This is a genomic window from Streptomyces sp. NPDC043853 (genome assembly GCF_056436025.1).
The window spans coordinates 181,223-197,593 of sequence record NZ_JBWKDJ010000008.1 but is presented as its reverse complement, the minus strand read 5'-3'; the positions used below and the strand labels follow the sequence as shown (position 1 = coordinate 197,593).

General features: G+C 67.3%; 14 protein-coding genes. 13 read left to right on the top strand and 1 reads right to left on the bottom strand.

All coding sequences use genetic code 11. The features are described from left to right. The first annotated feature begins 90 nt into the window (after nt 1-90). Complete coding sequence (locus AC067U_RS22245; protein ID WP_478831470.1) at nt 91-3,990, top strand: DNA-directed RNA polymerase subunit beta'; 3,900 nt, start codon at nt 91-93, stop codon at nt 3,988-3,990. Between the two features lie 217 nt (nt 3,991-4,207). On the opposite strand, the gene AC067U_RS22240 is transcribed toward AC067U_RS22245, so the two are convergent. After that, a complete protein-coding gene (locus AC067U_RS22240; protein ID WP_478831469.1) occupies nt 4,208-6,685 on the bottom strand; it encodes a YfhO family protein in 2,478 nt (825 codons plus the stop codon). A gap of 322 nt (nt 6,686-7,007) precedes the next feature. Between AC067U_RS22240 and rpsL the strand changes: the two genes are divergently transcribed. The 12 genes from rpsL to rpsC all read left to right on the top strand — a co-directional run bounded on the left by rpsL (nt 7,008) and on the right by rpsC (nt 16,368). Continuing rightward, nucleotides 7,008-7,379 carry a 30S ribosomal protein S12 gene (rpsL, locus tag AC067U_RS22235; protein WP_007265893.1) on the top strand — a complete coding sequence of 124 codons (372 nt, stop codon included), beginning with the start codon at nt 7,008-7,010 and terminating at the stop codon, nt 7,377-7,379. Nucleotides 7,380-7,381: 2 nt separating this feature from the next. Further along, nucleotides 7,382-7,852: a 30S ribosomal protein S7 gene (rpsG, locus tag AC067U_RS22230; protein WP_478831468.1), complete on the top strand. Its 471-nt coding sequence runs from the start codon at nt 7,382-7,384 to the stop codon at nt 7,850-7,852. A 39-nt stretch (nt 7,853-7,891) separates the two neighbouring features. Further along, complete coding sequence (gene fusA, locus AC067U_RS22225) at nt 7,892-10,021, top strand: elongation factor G (protein ID WP_478831467.1); 2,130 nt, start codon at nt 7,892-7,894, stop codon at nt 10,019-10,021. A gap of 151 nt (nt 10,022-10,172) precedes the next feature. Beyond that, nucleotides 10,173-11,366 carry an elongation factor Tu gene (tuf, locus tag AC067U_RS22220; RefSeq protein WP_478831466.1) on the top strand — a complete coding sequence of 398 codons (1,194 nt, stop codon included), beginning with the start codon at nt 10,173-10,175 and terminating at the stop codon, nt 11,364-11,366. 664 nt (nt 11,367-12,030) lie between these two features. Next, nucleotides 12,031-12,339 carry a 30S ribosomal protein S10 gene (rpsJ, locus tag AC067U_RS22215; protein ID WP_003948644.1) on the top strand — a complete coding sequence of 103 codons (309 nt, stop codon included), beginning with the start codon at nt 12,031-12,033 and terminating at the stop codon, nt 12,337-12,339. Nucleotides 12,340-12,353: 14 nt separating this feature from the next. Next, complete coding sequence (rplC, locus tag AC067U_RS22210) at nt 12,354-12,998, top strand: 50S ribosomal protein L3 (protein ID WP_478831465.1); 645 nt, start codon at nt 12,354-12,356, stop codon at nt 12,996-12,998. Nucleotides 12,999-13,003: 5 nt separating this feature from the next. After that, nucleotides 13,004-13,654, top strand: a complete 651-nt coding sequence (gene rplD / locus AC067U_RS22205; RefSeq protein ID WP_219664739.1) for a 50S ribosomal protein L4 — start codon at nt 13,004-13,006, stop codon at nt 13,652-13,654. Then, nucleotides 13,654-13,974: a 50S ribosomal protein L23 gene (rplW, locus tag AC067U_RS22200; protein WP_125642234.1), complete on the top strand. Its 321-nt coding sequence runs from the start codon at nt 13,654-13,656 to the stop codon at nt 13,972-13,974. The genes rplD and rplW overlap by 1 nt, the downstream gene beginning before the upstream one ends. A 39-nt stretch (nt 13,975-14,013) precedes the next feature. Further along, the gene (gene rplB / locus AC067U_RS22195) at nt 14,014-14,850 is read left to right on the top strand and encodes a 50S ribosomal protein L2 (protein WP_478831464.1); all 837 of its coding nucleotides are present in this window, start codon (nt 14,014-14,016) and stop codon (nt 14,848-14,850) included. 12 nt (nt 14,851-14,862) lie between these two features. Continuing rightward, on the top strand, nt 14,863-15,144 hold the full coding sequence (gene rpsS, locus AC067U_RS22190) for a 30S ribosomal protein S19 (protein WP_007265903.1): 282 nt from the start codon (nt 14,863-14,865) through the stop codon (nt 15,142-15,144). A gap of 43 nt (nt 15,145-15,187) precedes the next feature. Continuing rightward, entirely contained in the window at nt 15,188-15,535 is a 348-nt protein-coding gene (rplV, locus tag AC067U_RS22185; RefSeq protein WP_030201575.1) for a 50S ribosomal protein L22, read from the top strand. Beyond that, nucleotides 15,535-16,368, top strand: a complete 834-nt coding sequence (rpsC, locus tag AC067U_RS22180; RefSeq protein ID WP_352193896.1) for a 30S ribosomal protein S3 — start codon at nt 15,535-15,537, stop codon at nt 16,366-16,368. The genes rplV and rpsC overlap by 1 nt, the downstream gene beginning before the upstream one ends. Nucleotides 16,369-16,371: the final 3 nt, after the last annotated feature.

The following is a 16,371-nucleotide window of genomic DNA, read 5'->3' as shown; positions in this document are numbered from 1 at the left end:
GGGGGATCTCACGAAGATCCCCCGGTCGTCCCCGGACCCTTTCAGACCACTGATCAAGAGACACGACCCCGAAAGAGGGATTGACGCACAGTGCTCGACGTCAACTTCTTCGACGAGCTGCGGATCGGCCTTGCCACCGCGGACGACATCCGTACCTGGTCCCACGGCGAGGTCAAGAAGCCGGAGACCATCAACTACCGCACCCTGAAGCCCGAGAAGGACGGACTCTTCTGCGAGAAGATCTTCGGTCCGACCCGGGACTGGGAGTGCTACTGCGGCAAGTACAAGCGTGTCCGCTTCAAGGGCATCATCTGTGAGCGCTGTGGCGTCGAGGTGACCCGCGCCAAGGTGCGCCGTGAGCGGATGGGCCACATCGAGCTGGCCGCTCCCGTCACCCACATCTGGTACTTCAAGGGCGTCCCGTCGCGCCTGGGCTACCTGCTGGACCTCGCGCCGAAGGACCTCGAGAAGGTCATCTACTTCGCCGCGTACATGATCACGTTCGTGGACGACGAGCGCCGTCAGCGCGACCTGCCGTCGCTGGAGGCCCACGTCTCCGTCGAGCGCCAGCAGATCGAGAACCGCCGCGACGCCGACCTCGAGGCCCGCGCCAAGAAGCTCGAGACCGACCTGGCCGAGCTCGAGGCCGAGGGTGCCAAGGCCGACGTGCGCCGCAAGGTGCGCGAGGGCGCCGAGCGCGAGATGAAGCAGCTCCGCGACCGCTCCCAGCGCGAGATCGACCGCCTGGACGAGGTCTGGAACCGCTTCAAGAACCTCAAGGTGCAGGACCTGGAGGGCGACGAGCTCCTCTACCGCGAGCTGCGTGACCGCTTCGGCACGTACTTCGACGGCTCGATGGGTGCCGCGGCGCTGCAGAAGCGCCTGGAGTCCTTCGACCTGGAGGAGGAGGCCGAGCGCCTCCGCGAGATCATCCGTACCGGCAAGGGACAGAAGAAGACCCGTGCGCTGAAGCGCCTGAAGGTCGTCTCCGCGTTCCTGCAGACCAGCAACAGCCCCAAGGGCATGGTCCTGGACTGCGTCCCGGTCATCCCGCCGGACCTGCGTCCGATGGTGCAGCTGGACGGTGGCCGCTTCGCGACCTCCGACCTGAACGACCTGTACCGCCGCGTCATCAACCGCAACAACCGTCTGAAGCGTCTGCTCGACCTCGGTGCCCCCGAGATCATCGTGAACAACGAGAAGCGGATGCTCCAGGAGGCGGTCGACGCCCTCTTCGACAACGGCCGTCGTGGTCGCCCGGTCACGGGCCCCGGCAACCGTCCGCTGAAGTCCCTCAGCGACATGCTGAAGGGCAAGCAGGGTCGGTTCCGTCAGAACCTTCTCGGTAAGCGTGTGGACTACTCCGCGCGTTCCGTGATCGTCGTCGGTCCGCAGCTGAAGCTGCACCAGTGCGGTCTGCCCAAGGCCATGGCGCTGGAGCTCTTCAAGCCGTTCGTGATGAAGCGCCTGGTCGACCTGAACCACGCGCAGAACATCAAGTCGGCCAAGCGCATGGTCGAGCGCGGCCGCACCGTCGTGTACGACGTCCTCGAAGAGGTCATCGCCGAGCACCCGGTGCTGCTGAACCGTGCGCCCACGCTGCACCGCCTCGGCATCCAGGCCTTCGAGCCGCAGCTGGTCGAGGGCAAGGCCATCCAGATCCACCCGCTCGTCTGCACCGCCTTCAACGCGGACTTCGACGGTGACCAGATGGCCGTGCACCTGCCGCTGTCCGCGGAGGCGCAGGCCGAGGCCCGCATTCTGATGCTGTCCTCGAACAACATCCTCAAGCCGGCCGACGGCCGCCCGGTGACGATGCCGACCCAGGACATGGTCCTCGGTCTGTTCTTCCTCACCACCGACGGCGAGCTGCGGAACGTCAAGGGCGAGGGCCGCTCCTTCGGCTCCACCGCCGAGGCGATCATGGCGTTCGACGCCGGCGAGCTGTCGCTGCAGTCGGCAGTCGACATCCGCTTCCCGGTGGGCACCATCCCGCCGCGCGGCTGGGTCCCCCCGGTCGCCGAGGAGGGTGAGCAGGAGTTCCAGCCGGGCGACAGCTTCCGTCTGAAGACCACGCTGGGCCGTGCGCTCTTCAACGAGCTGCTGCCGGAGGACTACCCGTTCGTCGACTACTCGGTGGGCAAGAAGCAGCTCTCCGAGATCGTCAACGACCTGGCCGAGCGCTACCCCAAGGTCATCGTGGCGGCGACGCTCGACAACCTGAAGGCGGCCGGCTTCCACTGGGCGACCCGTTCCGGCGTCACCGTGGCCATCTCCGACGTCGTCGTGCCTGAGGCGAAGAAGGAGATCGTCGCGGGCTACGAGGCCCAGGACGAGAAGGTCCAGAAGCAGTACGAGCGCGGTCTGATCACCAAGGACGAGCGCACGCAGGAGCTCATCGCGATCTGGACCAAGGCGACCAACGAGGTCGCCGAGGCGATGAACGCGAACTTCCCCAAGACCAACCCCATCTTCATGATGGTTGACTCGGGTGCCCGAGGAAACATGATGCAGATGCGGCAGATCGCCGGTATGCGTGGTCTGGTGTCGAACGCGAAGAACGAGACCATCCCGCGTCCGATCAAGGCGTCCTTCCGTGAGGGCCTGTCCGTGCTGGAGTACTTCATCTCCACCCACGGTGCCCGTAAGGGTCTGGCCGACACCGCCCTGCGTACCGCCGACTCGGGTTACCTCACCCGTCGTCTGGTGGACGTCTCGCAGGACGTCATCATCCGCGAGGAGGACTGCGGCACCGACCGCGGCCTGAAGCTGAAGATCGCCTCCCGGGGCGAGGACGGCGTCCTGCGGAAGGCCGACGACGTCGAGACCTCCGTCTACGCCCGCATGCTGGCCGAGGACGTCGTCATCGACGGCAAGGTCATCGCGCCGGCCAACGTGGACCTCGGCGACGTCCTGATCGACGCCCTGGTCGCCCACGGCGTCGAGGAGGTCAAGACCCGCTCGGTCCTGACCTGTGAGTCCGCGGTCGGCACCTGTGCCTTCTGCTACGGCCGCTCGCTGGCCACCGGCAAGCTGGTCGACATCGGTGAGGCGGTCGGCATCATCGCCGCCCAGTCCATCGGTGAGCCCGGTACCCAGCTGACGATGCGTACCTTCCACACCGGTGGTGTGGCCGGTGACGACATCACCCAGGGTCTGCCGCGTGTCGTCGAGCTCTTCGAGGCCCGTACCCCGAAGGGTGTCGCCCCGATCTCCGAGGCCGCCGGCCGCGTGCGGATCGAGGAGACCGAGAAGACCAAGAAGATCGTCATCACGCCGGACGACGGCTCCGACGAGACCGCGTTCCCGATCTCGAAGCGTGCGCGCCTCGAGGTCACCGAGGGCGACCACGTCGAGGTGGGCCAGAAGCTCACCGCGGGTGCCACCAACCCGCACGACGTGCTGCGCATCCTCGGCCAGCGGGCCGTCCAGGTCCACCTGGTCGGCGAGGTCCAGAAGGTCTACAACTCGCAGGGCGTGTCGATCCACGACAAGCACATCGAGATCATCATCCGGCAGATGCTGCGCCGCGTGACGATCATCGAGTCCGGCGACGCGGAGCTGCTGCCGGGTGAGCTCGTGGAGCGCTCGCGCTTCGAGCAGGAGAACCGTCGTGTGGTCACCGAGGGCGGCCACCCCGCCTCCGGCCGTCCGCAGCTGATGGGTATCACCAAGGCCTCGCTGGCGACGGAGTCCTGGCTGTCGGCCGCCTCCTTCCAGGAGACGACCCGAGTCCTGACGGACGCGGCGATCAACGCCAAGTCCGACAGCCTCATCGGCCTCAAGGAGAACGTCATCATCGGTAAGCTCATCCCGGCCGGTACGGGTCTGTCCCGCTACCGCAACATCCGGGTGGAGCCCACCGAGGAGGCCAAGGCCGCGATGTACTCGGCCGTCGGTTACGACGACATCGACTACTCGCCCTTCGGCACCGGCTCCGGCCAGGCGGTCCCGCTGGAGGACTACGACTACGGCCCGTACAACGGCTGAGGTCTCAAGCAGTAGGGCAACAGGGCGGTCACCCCGGGAGGGGTGGCCGCCCTGCGGCGTTCCCGGGGCCCGTTCCCCTGCCCGTTCCCCTGCCCGTTCCCCTGCCCGTTCCCCTGCCCGGGCCCCGGGCCCCGTTCCGCGCCGCGGACGCACGGGGACGCGGATACGGAAGAGCCCCCGGCCGGTGACGGCGGGGGCTCTTCCGTGGGTGCCGGGGCTAGGCGGCCGCGGTGACCGTGGGACGGTCCTCAGCGGCGGGTTCCGGCGGGGTGGGGCGGGAGCGGCGACGGGAGGCCACGGCCACCGTCAGGAGGGCCAGCAGGGCCAGGCCGGCGGCGGCCAGGCCGGGGAGGAAGCCCTTCGGGGTGAAGGTGCAGGAGACCTTCGTGGTGCCGGCCGGGACATCCACGGCGACCAGGCCGTGGAAGGGCTTCAGCGGGGCCGAGCACTGCCAGCCGGGGACGGCGGTCATGGCGAAGACGGCGGTGCCGCGGGTCCCCTCCGGGAGGGTGGCCGCGATGCCGTGGCCGCCGACGTCGACGGAGGTGGCGCCGGTGGCGGTGAGGTCCTTGACGGTCCCCTCGACGGCACCCGGCCTCAGGCAGCCGATGGGCTGCTCCGGGGCCCTGCCCTGGCTCTTGGTGCGGACGACGGTCTCGACCCGGCCGTTCGCGGGGACGGTACCGAGCTTCACCACACCGGTCTGCCTGTCCTCCAGGCGGTGGTCGGTGCCGCCCGTACGGAGGACGCCGTTCAGGGCGGGGGAGTACCAGTACGCCTCGGAGCCGGGGGCGCACCGGGCCACGTACCTCTGCTCGCCCGCACTGCCGGACCGGGTGGTCCGCGGCACCTCGTAGACCGCGCTGCCCAGGGCGTTCTCCTGGTTCGCCCAGACGCTGCCCGCCGGGTGCCGGGAGGTGAAGGACCCGTCCCGGACGGTCACCAGCGGGGGAGTGGGGAACTTCGTGCCCCGCCAGGCGTTCTTCTCACCCGGGACCGGGGAGACCCGGGCGCCGATCGAGAAGATCGTGTCGAGGACGGGGTTGTCGGCGCCGAAGATGGTCCGGCCGTCGTTCTTGTAGCCGTAGCCCAGCGGTTCGAGCGCCTCGAACGTGTCCTCGGGCAGGTAGCTGCTGTAGTACTGCGGGCCTTCCGCCCGGAGTGCCAGGGCATCGTTGTACGCGGTCTGCGGCGCGCCGGAATCCGTCCGGTATACGGGCCAGCCGTCCACCTGGCGGACCGCCTCGAAGTGGTTGGTGATCGACCGGCTGGAGGTCGCGGCCGGCTTCGCCCACCGCTCCCGGGCCCGCTTCTCGTCCGCGTTGACGGCGGACAGCGCGGACTCGCCGAGGACCACGCCCGCCATCAGCACCGCGGCCAGCGGGACCAGCGCCCGGCGCCGCTCGCCCAGGCGCAGCAGGAACAGCGCGAGCAGCGAGAGCCCGCCGCCGCCCAGGACGGCGTACCAGGTCTCGACGGAGAAGTCGTCCGTGTTCCGCAGCAGGAACGTGGCGAGCACCAGCAGTCCGAAGGTGAGCGCCAGGTGCAGCGGGCGCGGCCGGTGGGCCAGCGACATCCAGGCCAGGACCACCAGCATCGCGCTGAAGACGAAGGCCTCGCGGTACGGGTTGCCGTTCGGCACCGCCAGGCCGTGCCAGACGTACTGGGTGGGCGGGAACTGGAAGGAGGCCGCGACCAGCACCGCGGCCAGGCCCCACACCAGCCGGGTCTTCCGGGCGACACGCGTGTTGAGCAGGAACGTGCCGGCCAGGATCAGGCCCAGTGAGGCGACGTAGAGCCGGGGCCGGCCGCCCCACAGGTGGGTGGCGGGCAGCATCCCGGTGAGGAACACGTCCAGCCGCTGCGGGTCGAACTCGGCGACCTTCGTGGGCTGGGCGGCACCGCTGGAGAGGAAGGACGGGAGCAGCAGCGGGAGGGTCAGCACGATGCCGGTGCCGGCCGCGGTGGCGGCCCGCCACAGGGCCCGGAGCTTCCCCCGGACTCCGTCCGGGGGGACCCCCAGGCCGCCGGTCATGTCCCGAGTGATGAGACGGATGACCAGAATGATGCCGACGGCCATCGTCGCCATCATCGCGGTGTAGAAGTTGCCCAGCCAGGCGAGGGCCACGAGCGCGGTCGCGGCCGGCCAGCGCCGCTGTTCCAGGCACCACTCCACCGCGATGCCGAGCATCGGGAGGGCGGCCAGGCCCCAGAGCCACATCGGGATGTACGAGGCGTCGCTGAGCGCCCACCCGCACAGTCCGTACGCGGCGCCGAGCACCCCGCGCTGCCACCACGGGCCCGGCACCAGCCGGCCCAGGTAGACGGCCATCAGCGCGGCCGCGAACCCCATGGTGACCGGGGTGATCAGGAAGACCGCGAGGTCGACGTGGGCCCGGGGGACCAGCACCGCGAGCCAGGAGAACGGGTTGCCGAGGTAGGTGTGGTAGTCGGACAGGAACTGCTGTCCGAAGCCCCCGCGCCAGGTGAAGAGGAGGTCACCGGCCGCCTGTCCGTGCACCAGGTCCCAGAGCGCCCGGTGGAAGGGCACGTACTGGTTGGCCTGGTCGTTGATGGCCCGCCCGGTGTTCCCGAAGGGGAAGCTGCCGCGCCACACCCAGGCCGAGCAGAACGCTGCCGAGGTGATCGCGAAGGCGAGCAGGGGGGCGTACAGCCGCTTGATCCGGCTCGCCAATGCAGTACTCCCTGAAGATCGCTATAATGGCCTGTTCGGTAGTTTATGCAGCCGTTCGGGGAGCGGAGCGGGGCGGTTCCCCGGCCCGGGGCATTTGTTTTGACCGGAGTCAGTGCGGTAGGTACGCTCAGACCTTGTGCCTGGGGTGTGCCTGGGCTCCCGTGCGTGTCCATCAACCGCATGACGAGCCGCATCGGCCACCGCGATCCGAGTGCGTTTTCCGCTTCGGCGGAGGACCGGCCGGGTTCGACACACCCGACCGCGTGGGTCGGCAAAGTTCCAGGTTAGCTTTACTACACGGCACACAGAAACCGGAGAAGTAGTGCCTACGATCCAGCAGCTGGTCCGTAAGGGCCGGCAGGACAAGGTCGAGAAGACGAAGACGCCCGCGCTTGAGGCTTCGCCCCAGCGTCGCGGCGTCTGCACGCGTGTGTTCACGACCACCCCGAAGAAGCCGAACTCGGCCCTCCGTAAGGTCGCGCGTGTGCGTCTGACCTCGGGCATCGAGGTCACCGCTTACATTCCGGGTGAGGGACACAACCTGCAGGAGCACTCGATCGTGCTCGTGCGTGGTGGCCGTGTGAAGGACCTGCCGGGTGTTCGTTACAAGATCATCCGCGGTGCGCTTGACACCCAGGCTGTCAAGAACCGCAAGCAGGCCCGCAGCCGCTACGGCGCCAAGAAGGAGAAGTAAGAATGCCTCGTAAGGGCCCCGCCCCGAAGCGCCCGGTCATCATCGACCCGGTCTACGGTTCTCCTCTGGTGACCTCGCTCATCAACAAGATCCTCCTGAACGGCAAGCGCTCCACCGCCGAGCGCATCGTTTACGGCGCCATGGAAGGCCTCCGTGACAAGACCGGCAACGACCCGGTCATCACGCTGAAGCGCGCGCTGGAGAACGTCAAGCCGTCCCTCGAGGTCAAGTCCCGCCGTGTCGGTGGCGCGACCTACCAGGTCCCCGTCGAGGTCAAGCCGGGTCGTCAGTCGACCCTGGCCCTCCGCTGGCTCGTGGGTTACTCCCGCGCCCGCCGCGAGAAGACCATGACCGAGCGCCTCATGAACGAACTGCTCGACGCCTCCAACGGCCTCGGCGCTTCGGTCAAGAAGCGTGAGGACACGCACAAGATGGCCGAGTCCAACAAGGCCTTCGCGCACTACCGCTGGTAGTCGCAACCCACATCGAGACCGAGAGAAGACTGAAGCCTTATGGCTACCACTTCGCTTGACCTGGCCAAGGTGCGCAACATCGGCATCATGGCCCACATCGACGCGGGCAAGACGACCACCACCGAGCGCATCCTGTTCTACACCGGTGTGTCTTACAAGATCGGTGAGGTCCACGACGGCGCCGCCACGATGGACTGGATGGAGCAGGAGCAGGAGCGCGGCATCACGATCACGTCCGCCGCGACGACCTGCCACTGGCCGCTCGAGGACGTCGACCACACGATCAACATCATCGACACCCCGGGTCACGTCGACTTCACCGTCGAGGTGGAGCGTTCGCTCCGCGTCCTCGACGGTGCCGTCACCGTGTTCGACGGTGTTGCCGGTGTCGAGCCGCAGTCCGAGACGGTGTGGCGTCAGGCCGACCGTTACGGCGTGCCGCGCATCTGCTTCGTGAACAAGCTCGACCGCACCGGTGCCGAGTTCATGCGCTGCGTCGACATGATCAAGGACCGCCTCGGTGCGGTTCCGATCGTCATGCAGCTGCCGATCGGCGCCGAGGCCGACTTCAAGGGTGTCGTCGACCTCGTCACCATGAAGGCGTTCGTCTGGTCCGCCGAGGCGACCAAGGGCGAGATGTACGACATCGTCGACATCCCGGCCACGCACACCGAGCTCGCTGAAGAGTGGCGCGGCAAGCTGGTCGAGACCGTCGCCGAGAACGACGACGAGATCATGGAGCTGTACCTGGGCGGCGAAGAGCCGACCGTGGAGCAGCTGCACGCCGCCGTCCGTCGCATCATCCTCAGCTCCGGCAAGGGTGGCGGCTCGACCGTCACCGCGGTGTTCTGTGGCACGGCGTTCAAGAACAAGGGTGTTCAGCCCCTGCTCGACGCCGTCGTCCGCTACCTGCCGTCGCCCCTGGACATCGAGGCCATCGAGGGCCACGACGTCAAGGACGCCGAGCTCGTCGTGAAGCGCAAGCCGTCCGACGAGGAGCCCCTCGCGGCGCTGGCGTTCAAGATCATGAGCGACCCGCACCTCGGCAAGCTCACCTTCGTCCGGGTTTACTCGGGCCGCCTGGAGGCCGGCACCTCGGTGCTGAACTCCGTCAAGGGCAAGAAGGAGCGCATCGGCAAGATCTACCGCATGCACGCGAACAAGCGTGAGGAGATCGACGCGGTGGGCGCCGGCGACATCGTCGCCGTCATGGGCCTGAAGCAGACCACCACCGGTGAGACGCTGTGCGACGAGAAGGCCCCGGTCATCCTGGAGTCCATGGACTTCCCGGCCCCGGTCATCCAGGTCGCCATCGAGCCCAAGTCCAAGGGTGACCAGGAGAAGCTGGGTGTCGCCATCCAGCGTCTCGCGGAGGAGGACCCCTCCTTCCACGTTCACTCGGACGAGGAGACGGGCCAGACCATCCTCGGCGGTATGGGCGAGCTGCACCTCGAGGTGCTGGTCGACCGTATGAAGCGCGAGTTCAAGGTCGAGGCCAACGTCGGCAAGCCGCAGGTCGCGTACCGCGAGACGATCCGCAAGGCCGTCGAGCGCATCGACTTCACCCACAAGAAGCAGACCGGTGGTACCGGTCAGTTCGCCAAGGTGCAGATCGCGATCGAGCCGATCACGGACGCCGATGGTCCGGCGTACGAGTTCGTGAACAAGGTCACCGGTGGCCGCATCCCGAAGGAGTACATCCCTTCGGTCGACGCGGGTGCGCAGGAGGCCATGCAGTTCGGCATCCTGGCCGGCTACGAGATGACGGGCGTCCGCGTCACGCTTCTCGACGGTGGCTACCACGAGGTCGACTCCTCCGAGCTCGCCTTCAAGATCGCCGGTTCGCAGGCGTTCAAGGAGGGTGCGCGCAAGGCCAGCCCCGTGCTGCTCGAGCCGATGATGGCCGTTGAGGTCACCACGCCCGAGGACTACATGGGTGAGGTCATCGGAGACATCAACTCCCGCCGTGGCCAGATCCAGGCCATGGAGGAGCGTCACGGCGCTCGCGTCGTGAAGGGCCTCGTGCCGCTTTCGGAGATGTTCGGCTACGTCGGAGACCTCCGCAGCAAGACCTCGGGTCGCGCAAGCTACTCGATGCAGTTCGACTCCTACGCCGAGGTTCCGCGGAACGTCGCCGAGGAGATCATCGCGAAGGCCAAGGGCGAGTAACTCTTCCGAGTACACGCTTTAGGCTTGTCACCGGAACCTCTGGGGCAGCAGGCGCAACAGCACTTGTTGCCCCGGGGGAGCCGGCATTCCAGCAAAGATCACCTGGCGCCGATGAGTAAGGCGTACAGAACCACTCCACAGGAGGACCCCAGTGGCGAAGGCGAAGTTCGAGCGGACTAAGCCGCACGTCAACATCGGCACCATCGGTCACATCGACCACGGTAAGACGACCCTCACGGCCGCCATTACCAAGGTGCTGCACGACGCGTACCCGGACCTGAACGAGGCCTCGGCCTTCGACCAGATCGACAAGGCTCCCGAGGAGCGCCAGCGCGGTATCACCATCTCCATCGCGCACGTCGAGTACCAGACCGAGGCGCGTCACTACGCCCACGTCGACTGCCCGGGTCACGCGGACTACATCAAGAACATGATCACCGGTGCGGCGCAGATGGACGGCGCCATCCTCGTGGTCGCCGCCACCGACGGCCCGATGCCGCAGACCAAGGAGCACGTGCTCCTGGCCCGCCAGGTCGGCGTTCCGTACATCGTCGTCGCCCTGAACAAGGCCGACATGGTGGACGACGAGGAGATCCTGGAGCTCGTCGAGCTCGAGGTTCGTGAGCTCCTCAACGAGTACGAGTTCCCGGGCGACGACGTTCCGGTCGTCCAGGTCTCGGCGCTCAAGGCGCTCGAGGGCGACAAGGAGTGGGGCGAGAAGCTCCTCGGCCTCATGTCCGCCGTCGACGAGGCGATCCCGACCCCGCCGCGTGACACCGACAAGCCGTTCCTGATGCCCGTCGAGGACGTCTTCACGATCACCGGTCGCGGTACGGTCGTCACCGGCCGTATCGAGCGTGGTGTCCTGAAGGTCAACGAGACCGTCGACATCATCGGTATCAAGGAAGAGAAGACCACCACCACGGTCACCGGTATCGAGATGTTCCGCAAGCTGCTCGACGAGGGCCAGGCCGGTGAGAACGTCGGTCTGCTCCTCCGTGGCATCAAGCGCGAGGACGTCGAGCGCGGCCAGGTCATCATCAAGCCCGGTTCGGTCACGCCGCACACCGAGTTCGAGGCCCAGGCCTACATCCTGTCGAAGGACGAGGGTGGTCGTCACACCCCGTTCTTCAACAACTACCGCCCGCAGTTCTACTTCCGTACCACGGACGTGACCGGCGTCGTGACCCTCCCCGAGGGCACCGAGATGGTCATGCCGGGCGACAACACCGAGATGACGGTCGCGCTGATCCAGCCGGTCGCCATGGAGGAGGGCCTGAAGTTCGCCATCCGTGAGGGTGGCCGGACCGTCGGCGCCGGCCAGGTCACCAAGATCACGAAGTAATTCGTGTTCTGACCTGGTAGCTCAGCAGTAGCAGAGCTTCCTGAGGGGCCCCGTCCCACCGCTTCGGCGGTGGGGCGGGGCCCTTCGCTCTTCCCGGACCCTCTCGGCGACCGTGCGGCCCGTACGGGGCCCCGGCGGTGGCCCGGCGCGGGCGGGCCCGGGAGGCGTGTCACAGGGGTCGCGGGCGGCGGCTGCGGGGCCCGCGGTCGGACCCGGCCCCCTGGCGGGTACGCGGCGAGTTTGACGTGATCGCCCGGCGGGGTATTGTCTTCGGCCCCGATTGGCGCAGTACGTGTCTCGTATGGCAGACTGTCGGGGTTGCTCGGTTGAGTGCCGATGCTGCGCGCCTCCCGCCGGGAGGACCGGAAGCGAGTCCCACAGTACTCGTCGCCTTTATCTGTCCCTCGGGGCAGCAATGGGGCGGACGTACGGGAATCTTCCGGGAAGCGTGGGCGGGGTTCTCACCAGGCACTCGGTGGGTGTTTCTCCCCCGAAGCGTGGTCCGGGAAAGGATCGCAACCCTCTGACCAGGGAATTTCCGTATGGGAATTTTCTCGGAGGGAACGCGACACGCCCGACCGCGTGGGTCGGAGAGAAGCGGCGTGAGAACGCAGCCGGCCGAGTTCCAGAGCGTTGTTACTAGACAAAGGACTACTGAGTAGCCATGGCGGGACAGAAGATCCGCATCCGGCTCAAGGCCTACGACCACGAGGTCATCGACTCCTCGGCGAAGAAGATCGTCGAGACGGTGACCCGCACTGGTGCGTCGGTCGCGGGCCCGGTGCCGCTGCCCACTGAGAAGAACGTGTACTGCGTCATCAAGTCGCCGCACAAGTACAAGGACTCGCGCGAGCACTTCGAGATGCGCACGCACAAGCGCCTGATCGACATCCTCGACCCGACGCCCAAGACCGTTGACTCGCTGATGCGCCTGGACCTTCCGGCCGGCGTTGACATCGAGATCAAGCTCTGAGAGGCGTCGAGAAGATGGCAAAGCAGATCAAGGGCGTCCTGGGCGAGAAGCTCGGCATGACCCAGGTCTGGGACGAGAACAACCGTGTCGTCCCGGTGACCGTCGTCAAGGCCGGCCCCTGCGTCGTGACCCAGGTCCGTACCAACGACGTCGACGGCTACGAGTCGGTCCAGATCGCCTTCGGCGAGATCGACCCGCGCAAGGTGAACAAGCCCCTCAAGGGCCACTTCGCCAAGGCCGACGTGACCCCGCGCCGCCACCTGGTGGAGCTCCGTACCTCCGACGCCGCCGAGTACACGCTCGGCCAGGAGATCACGGCTGCCGTGTTCGAGTCCGGCGTCAAGGTTGACGTCACGGGCACGAGCAAGGGCAAGGGCTTCGCCGGTGCCATGAAGCGCCACAACTTCCGTGGTGGCAAGGCTTCCCACGGTGCCCACCGCGTGCACCGCAAGCCCGGTTCGATCGGTGGCTGCGCCACCCCGGGCCGCGTCTTCAAGGGTATGAAGATGGCCGGCCGCATGGGTAGCGACCGGGTCACCACCCAGAACCTGACCGTTCACGCCGTTGACGCGGAGAAGGGCCTGCTGCTCATCAAGGGCGCGGTTCCTGGTCCGAACGGCGGCCTCGTCCTGGTCCGCACTGCGGCCAAGGGGGCCTGAGGACTATGAGCACCATTGACATTCTGTCGCCTGCCGGCGACAAGACCGGGACCGTTGAGCTCCCGGCCGAGATCTTCGACGCCAAGGTCAGCGTTCCGCTGATCCACCAGGTCGTCGTCGCGCAGCTGGCCGCCGCCCGTCAGGGTACGCACAAGGTCAAGACGCGTGGCGAGGTCCGCGGTGGTGGCAAGAAGCCGTACCGCCAGAAGGGCACCGGCCGCGCCCGTCAGGGTTCGACCCGTGCGCCGCAGTTCGCCGGCGGTGGCGTCGTCCACGGTCCCGTGCCGCGTGACTACTCGCAGCGGACCCCGAAGAAGATGAAGGCAGCCGCTCTGCGTGGCGCCCTCACCGACCGGGCCCGTCACTCCCGCATCCACGTCGTCTCCGGCGTGGTCGAGGGTGCCGCCTCCACCAAGGCCGCCAAGACGCTGTTCGGCAAGATCTCGGAGCGCAAGAACCTGCTCCTGGTCGTCGAGCGTGCCGACGAGGCCGCGTGGCTGTCCGCCCGCAACCTGCCCCAGGTGCACATCCTGGAGCCGGGCCAGCTGAACACGTACGACGTGCTCGTCTCGGACGACGTGGTCTTCACCCAGGCCGCTTTCGAGTCCTTCGTGTCTGGCCCCAAGGCCGCTGAGACCGAAGGGAACGAGGGCTGATGTCTGAGGCCACGATCACCAGCAAGACCTTCACGGACCCGCGCGACATCCTTGTCCGCCCGGTCGTCTCCGAGAAGAGCTACGCGCTGCTGGACGAGAACAAGTACACGTTCATCGTCGACCCCCGCGCCAACAAGACCCAGATCAAGCAGGCCGTCGAGGCGGTCTTCTCGGTCAAGGTCGCCGGGGTGAACACGATCAACCGCCAGGGCAAGCGCAAGCGCACCCGCACCGGTTTCGGTAAGCGCGCCAACACCAAGCGCGCCATCGTGACCCTTGCCGAGGGCGACCGTATCGACATCTTCGGCCAGGCCTCCTAACGGAGCGCCCTGGTCCGAATATCGGACGAGGACTGAGAAATGGGTATCCGCAAGTACAAGCCGACGACTCCGGGCCGTCGTGGCTCCAGCGTCGCCGACTTTGTCGAGATCACGCGGTCCACGCCGGAGAAGTCGCTGGTCCGTCCCCTGCACAGCAAGGGCGGCCGTAACAACGCCGGTCGTGTGACCGTTCGCCACCAGGGTGGCGGACACAAGCGCGCCTACCGTGTGATCGACTTCCGTCGTCACGACAAGGACGGCGTGCCGGCCAAGGTCGCGCACATCGAGTACGACCCCAACCGCACCGCTCGCATCGCCCTCCTGCACTACGCGGACGGCGAGAAGCGCTACATCATCGCTCCGCGCGGCCTGACCCAGGGCGACCGGATCGAGAACGGCCCGACGGCCGACATCAAGCCCGGTAACAACCTGGCGCTCCGCAACATCCCGGTCGGTACCACGATCCACGCGATCGAGCTCCGTCCCGGTGGCGGTGCCAAGTTCGCCCGTTCCGCGGGTGCCTCCGTGCAGCTGCTGGCGAAGGAAGGTGCCATGGCGCACCTCCGTATGCCGTCCGGCGAGATCCGTCTGGTCGACGTGCGCTGCCGCGCCACGATCGGCGAGGTCGGCAACGCCGAGCAGTCGAACATCAACTGGGGCAAGGCCGGCCGCATGCGCTGGAAGGGCGTTCGCCCGACCGTCCGCGGTGTCGCCATGAACCCGGTTGACCACCCGCACGGTGGTGGTGAGGGCAAGACCTCCGGTGGTCGCCACCCGGTCTCCCCGTGGGGTCAGAAGGAGGGTCGTACTCGTTCGCCGAAGAAGGCTTCGAACAAGTACATCGTCCGCCGCCGCAAGACGAACAAGAAGCGCTAGGAGCGGGTTTAGATGCCGCGCAGTCTCAAGAAGGGGCCCTTCGTCGACGACCACCTCGTAAAGAAGGTGGACGCCCAGAACGAAGCCGGCACCAAGAACGTCATCAAGACCTGGTCCCGTCGCTCGATGATCATCCCCAGCATGCTGGGTCACACCATCGCGGTGCACAACGGCAAGACCCATGTCCCGGTGTTCGTCACCGAGTCCATGGTCGGCCACAAGCTCGGCGAGTTCTCGCCGACTCGCACCTTCCGCGGCCACGTCAAGGACGACCGGAAGTCGAAGCGCCGCTAATCGCGGGGTGGGAACGACTATGACTTACACCGAAGGGACAACCATGGAAGCCAGGGCCCAGGCGCGGTACATCCGCGTCACGCCCATGAAGGCCCGCCGTGTGGTGGACCTCATCCGTGGCATGGATGCCACGGAGGCCCAGGCGGTCCTGCGTTTCGCCCCGCAGGCCGCATCTGTGCCGGTCGGCAAGGTGCTCGACAGCGCCATCGCCAACGCCGCGCACAACTACAACCACACGGACGCCTCCTCGCTCTTCATCAGCGAGGCGTTTGTTGACGAGGGCCCGACCCTGAAGCGGTTCCGTCCGCGCGCCCAGGGCCGTGCCTACCGGATCCGCAAGCGGACCTCCCACATCACCGTGGTCGTCAGCAGCAAGGAAGGAACCCGGTAATGGGCCAGAAGGTAAACCCGCACGGGTTCCGGCTCGGCATCACCACCGACTTCAAGTCGCGCTGGTACGCCGACAAGCTGTACAAGGACTACGTCAAGGAAGACGTCGCCATCCGTCGGATGATGACGTCCGGCATGGAGCGCGCCGGCATCTCGAAGGTTGAGATCGAGCGCACCCGTGACCGTGTCCGCGTGGACATCCACACCGCCCGTCCGGGCATCGTCATCGGCCGCCGTGGCGCCGAGGCCGACCGCATCCGCGGTGACCTCGAGAAGCTCACCGGCAAGCAGGTCCAGCTGAACATCCTCGAGGTCAAGAACCCCGAGGTCGACGCTCAGCTCGTGGCCCAGGCCGTTGCCGAGCAGCTGTCCTCCCGCGTCTCCTTCCGTCGGGCCATGCGCAAGAGCATGCAGTCCGCCATGAAGGCCGGCGCCAAGGGCATCAAGATCCAGTGTGGCGGCCGTCTCGGCGGCGCCGAGATGTCCCGCTCGGAGTTCTACCGCGAGGGTCGTGTGCCGCTGCACACGCTGCGCGCGAACGTCGAGTACGGCTTCTTCGAGGCCAAGACCACCTTCGGCCGCATCGGCGTGAAGGTCTGGATCTACAAGGGCGACGTCAAGAACATCGCCGAGGTCCGCGCCGAGAACGCTGCGGCCCGTGCGGGTAACCGCCCGGCCCGTGGTGGCGCTGACCGCCCCGCCGGCCGTGGTGGCCGCGGTGGCGAGCGTGGCGGCCGTGGCGGCCGCAAGCCGCAGCAGGCTGCTGCTGCCGAGGCCCCCAAGGCCGAGGCCGCTGCCGCCGCTCCGGCCGAGAGCACCGGAACGGAGGCCTGACCG

Coding starts and splice junctions, on each gene's coding strand:
- rpsG (WP_478831468.1), top strand. CDS start 7,382: ATGCCTCGTAAGGGCCCCGCCCCGAAGCGCCCGGTCATCATCGACCCG.
- fusA (WP_478831467.1), top strand. CDS start 7,892: ATGGCTACCACTTCGCTTGACCTGGCCAAGGTGCGCAACATCGGCATC.
- rpsJ (WP_003948644.1), top strand. CDS start 12,031: ATGGCGGGACAGAAGATCCGCATCCGGCTCAAGGCCTACGACCACGAG.
- rplC (WP_478831465.1), top strand. CDS start 12,354: ATGGCAAAGCAGATCAAGGGCGTCCTGGGCGAGAAGCTCGGCATGACC.
- rplD (WP_219664739.1), top strand. CDS start 13,004: ATGAGCACCATTGACATTCTGTCGCCTGCCGGCGACAAGACCGGGACC.
- rplW (WP_125642234.1), top strand. CDS start 13,654: ATGTCTGAGGCCACGATCACCAGCAAGACCTTCACGGACCCGCGCGAC.
- rplB (WP_478831464.1), top strand. CDS start 14,014: ATGGGTATCCGCAAGTACAAGCCGACGACTCCGGGCCGTCGTGGCTCC.
- rpsS (WP_007265903.1), top strand. CDS start 14,863: ATGCCGCGCAGTCTCAAGAAGGGGCCCTTCGTCGACGACCACCTCGTA.
- rplV (WP_030201575.1), top strand. CDS start 15,188: ATGGAAGCCAGGGCCCAGGCGCGGTACATCCGCGTCACGCCCATGAAG.
- rpsC (WP_352193896.1), top strand. CDS start 15,535: ATGGGCCAGAAGGTAAACCCGCACGGGTTCCGGCTCGGCATCACCACC.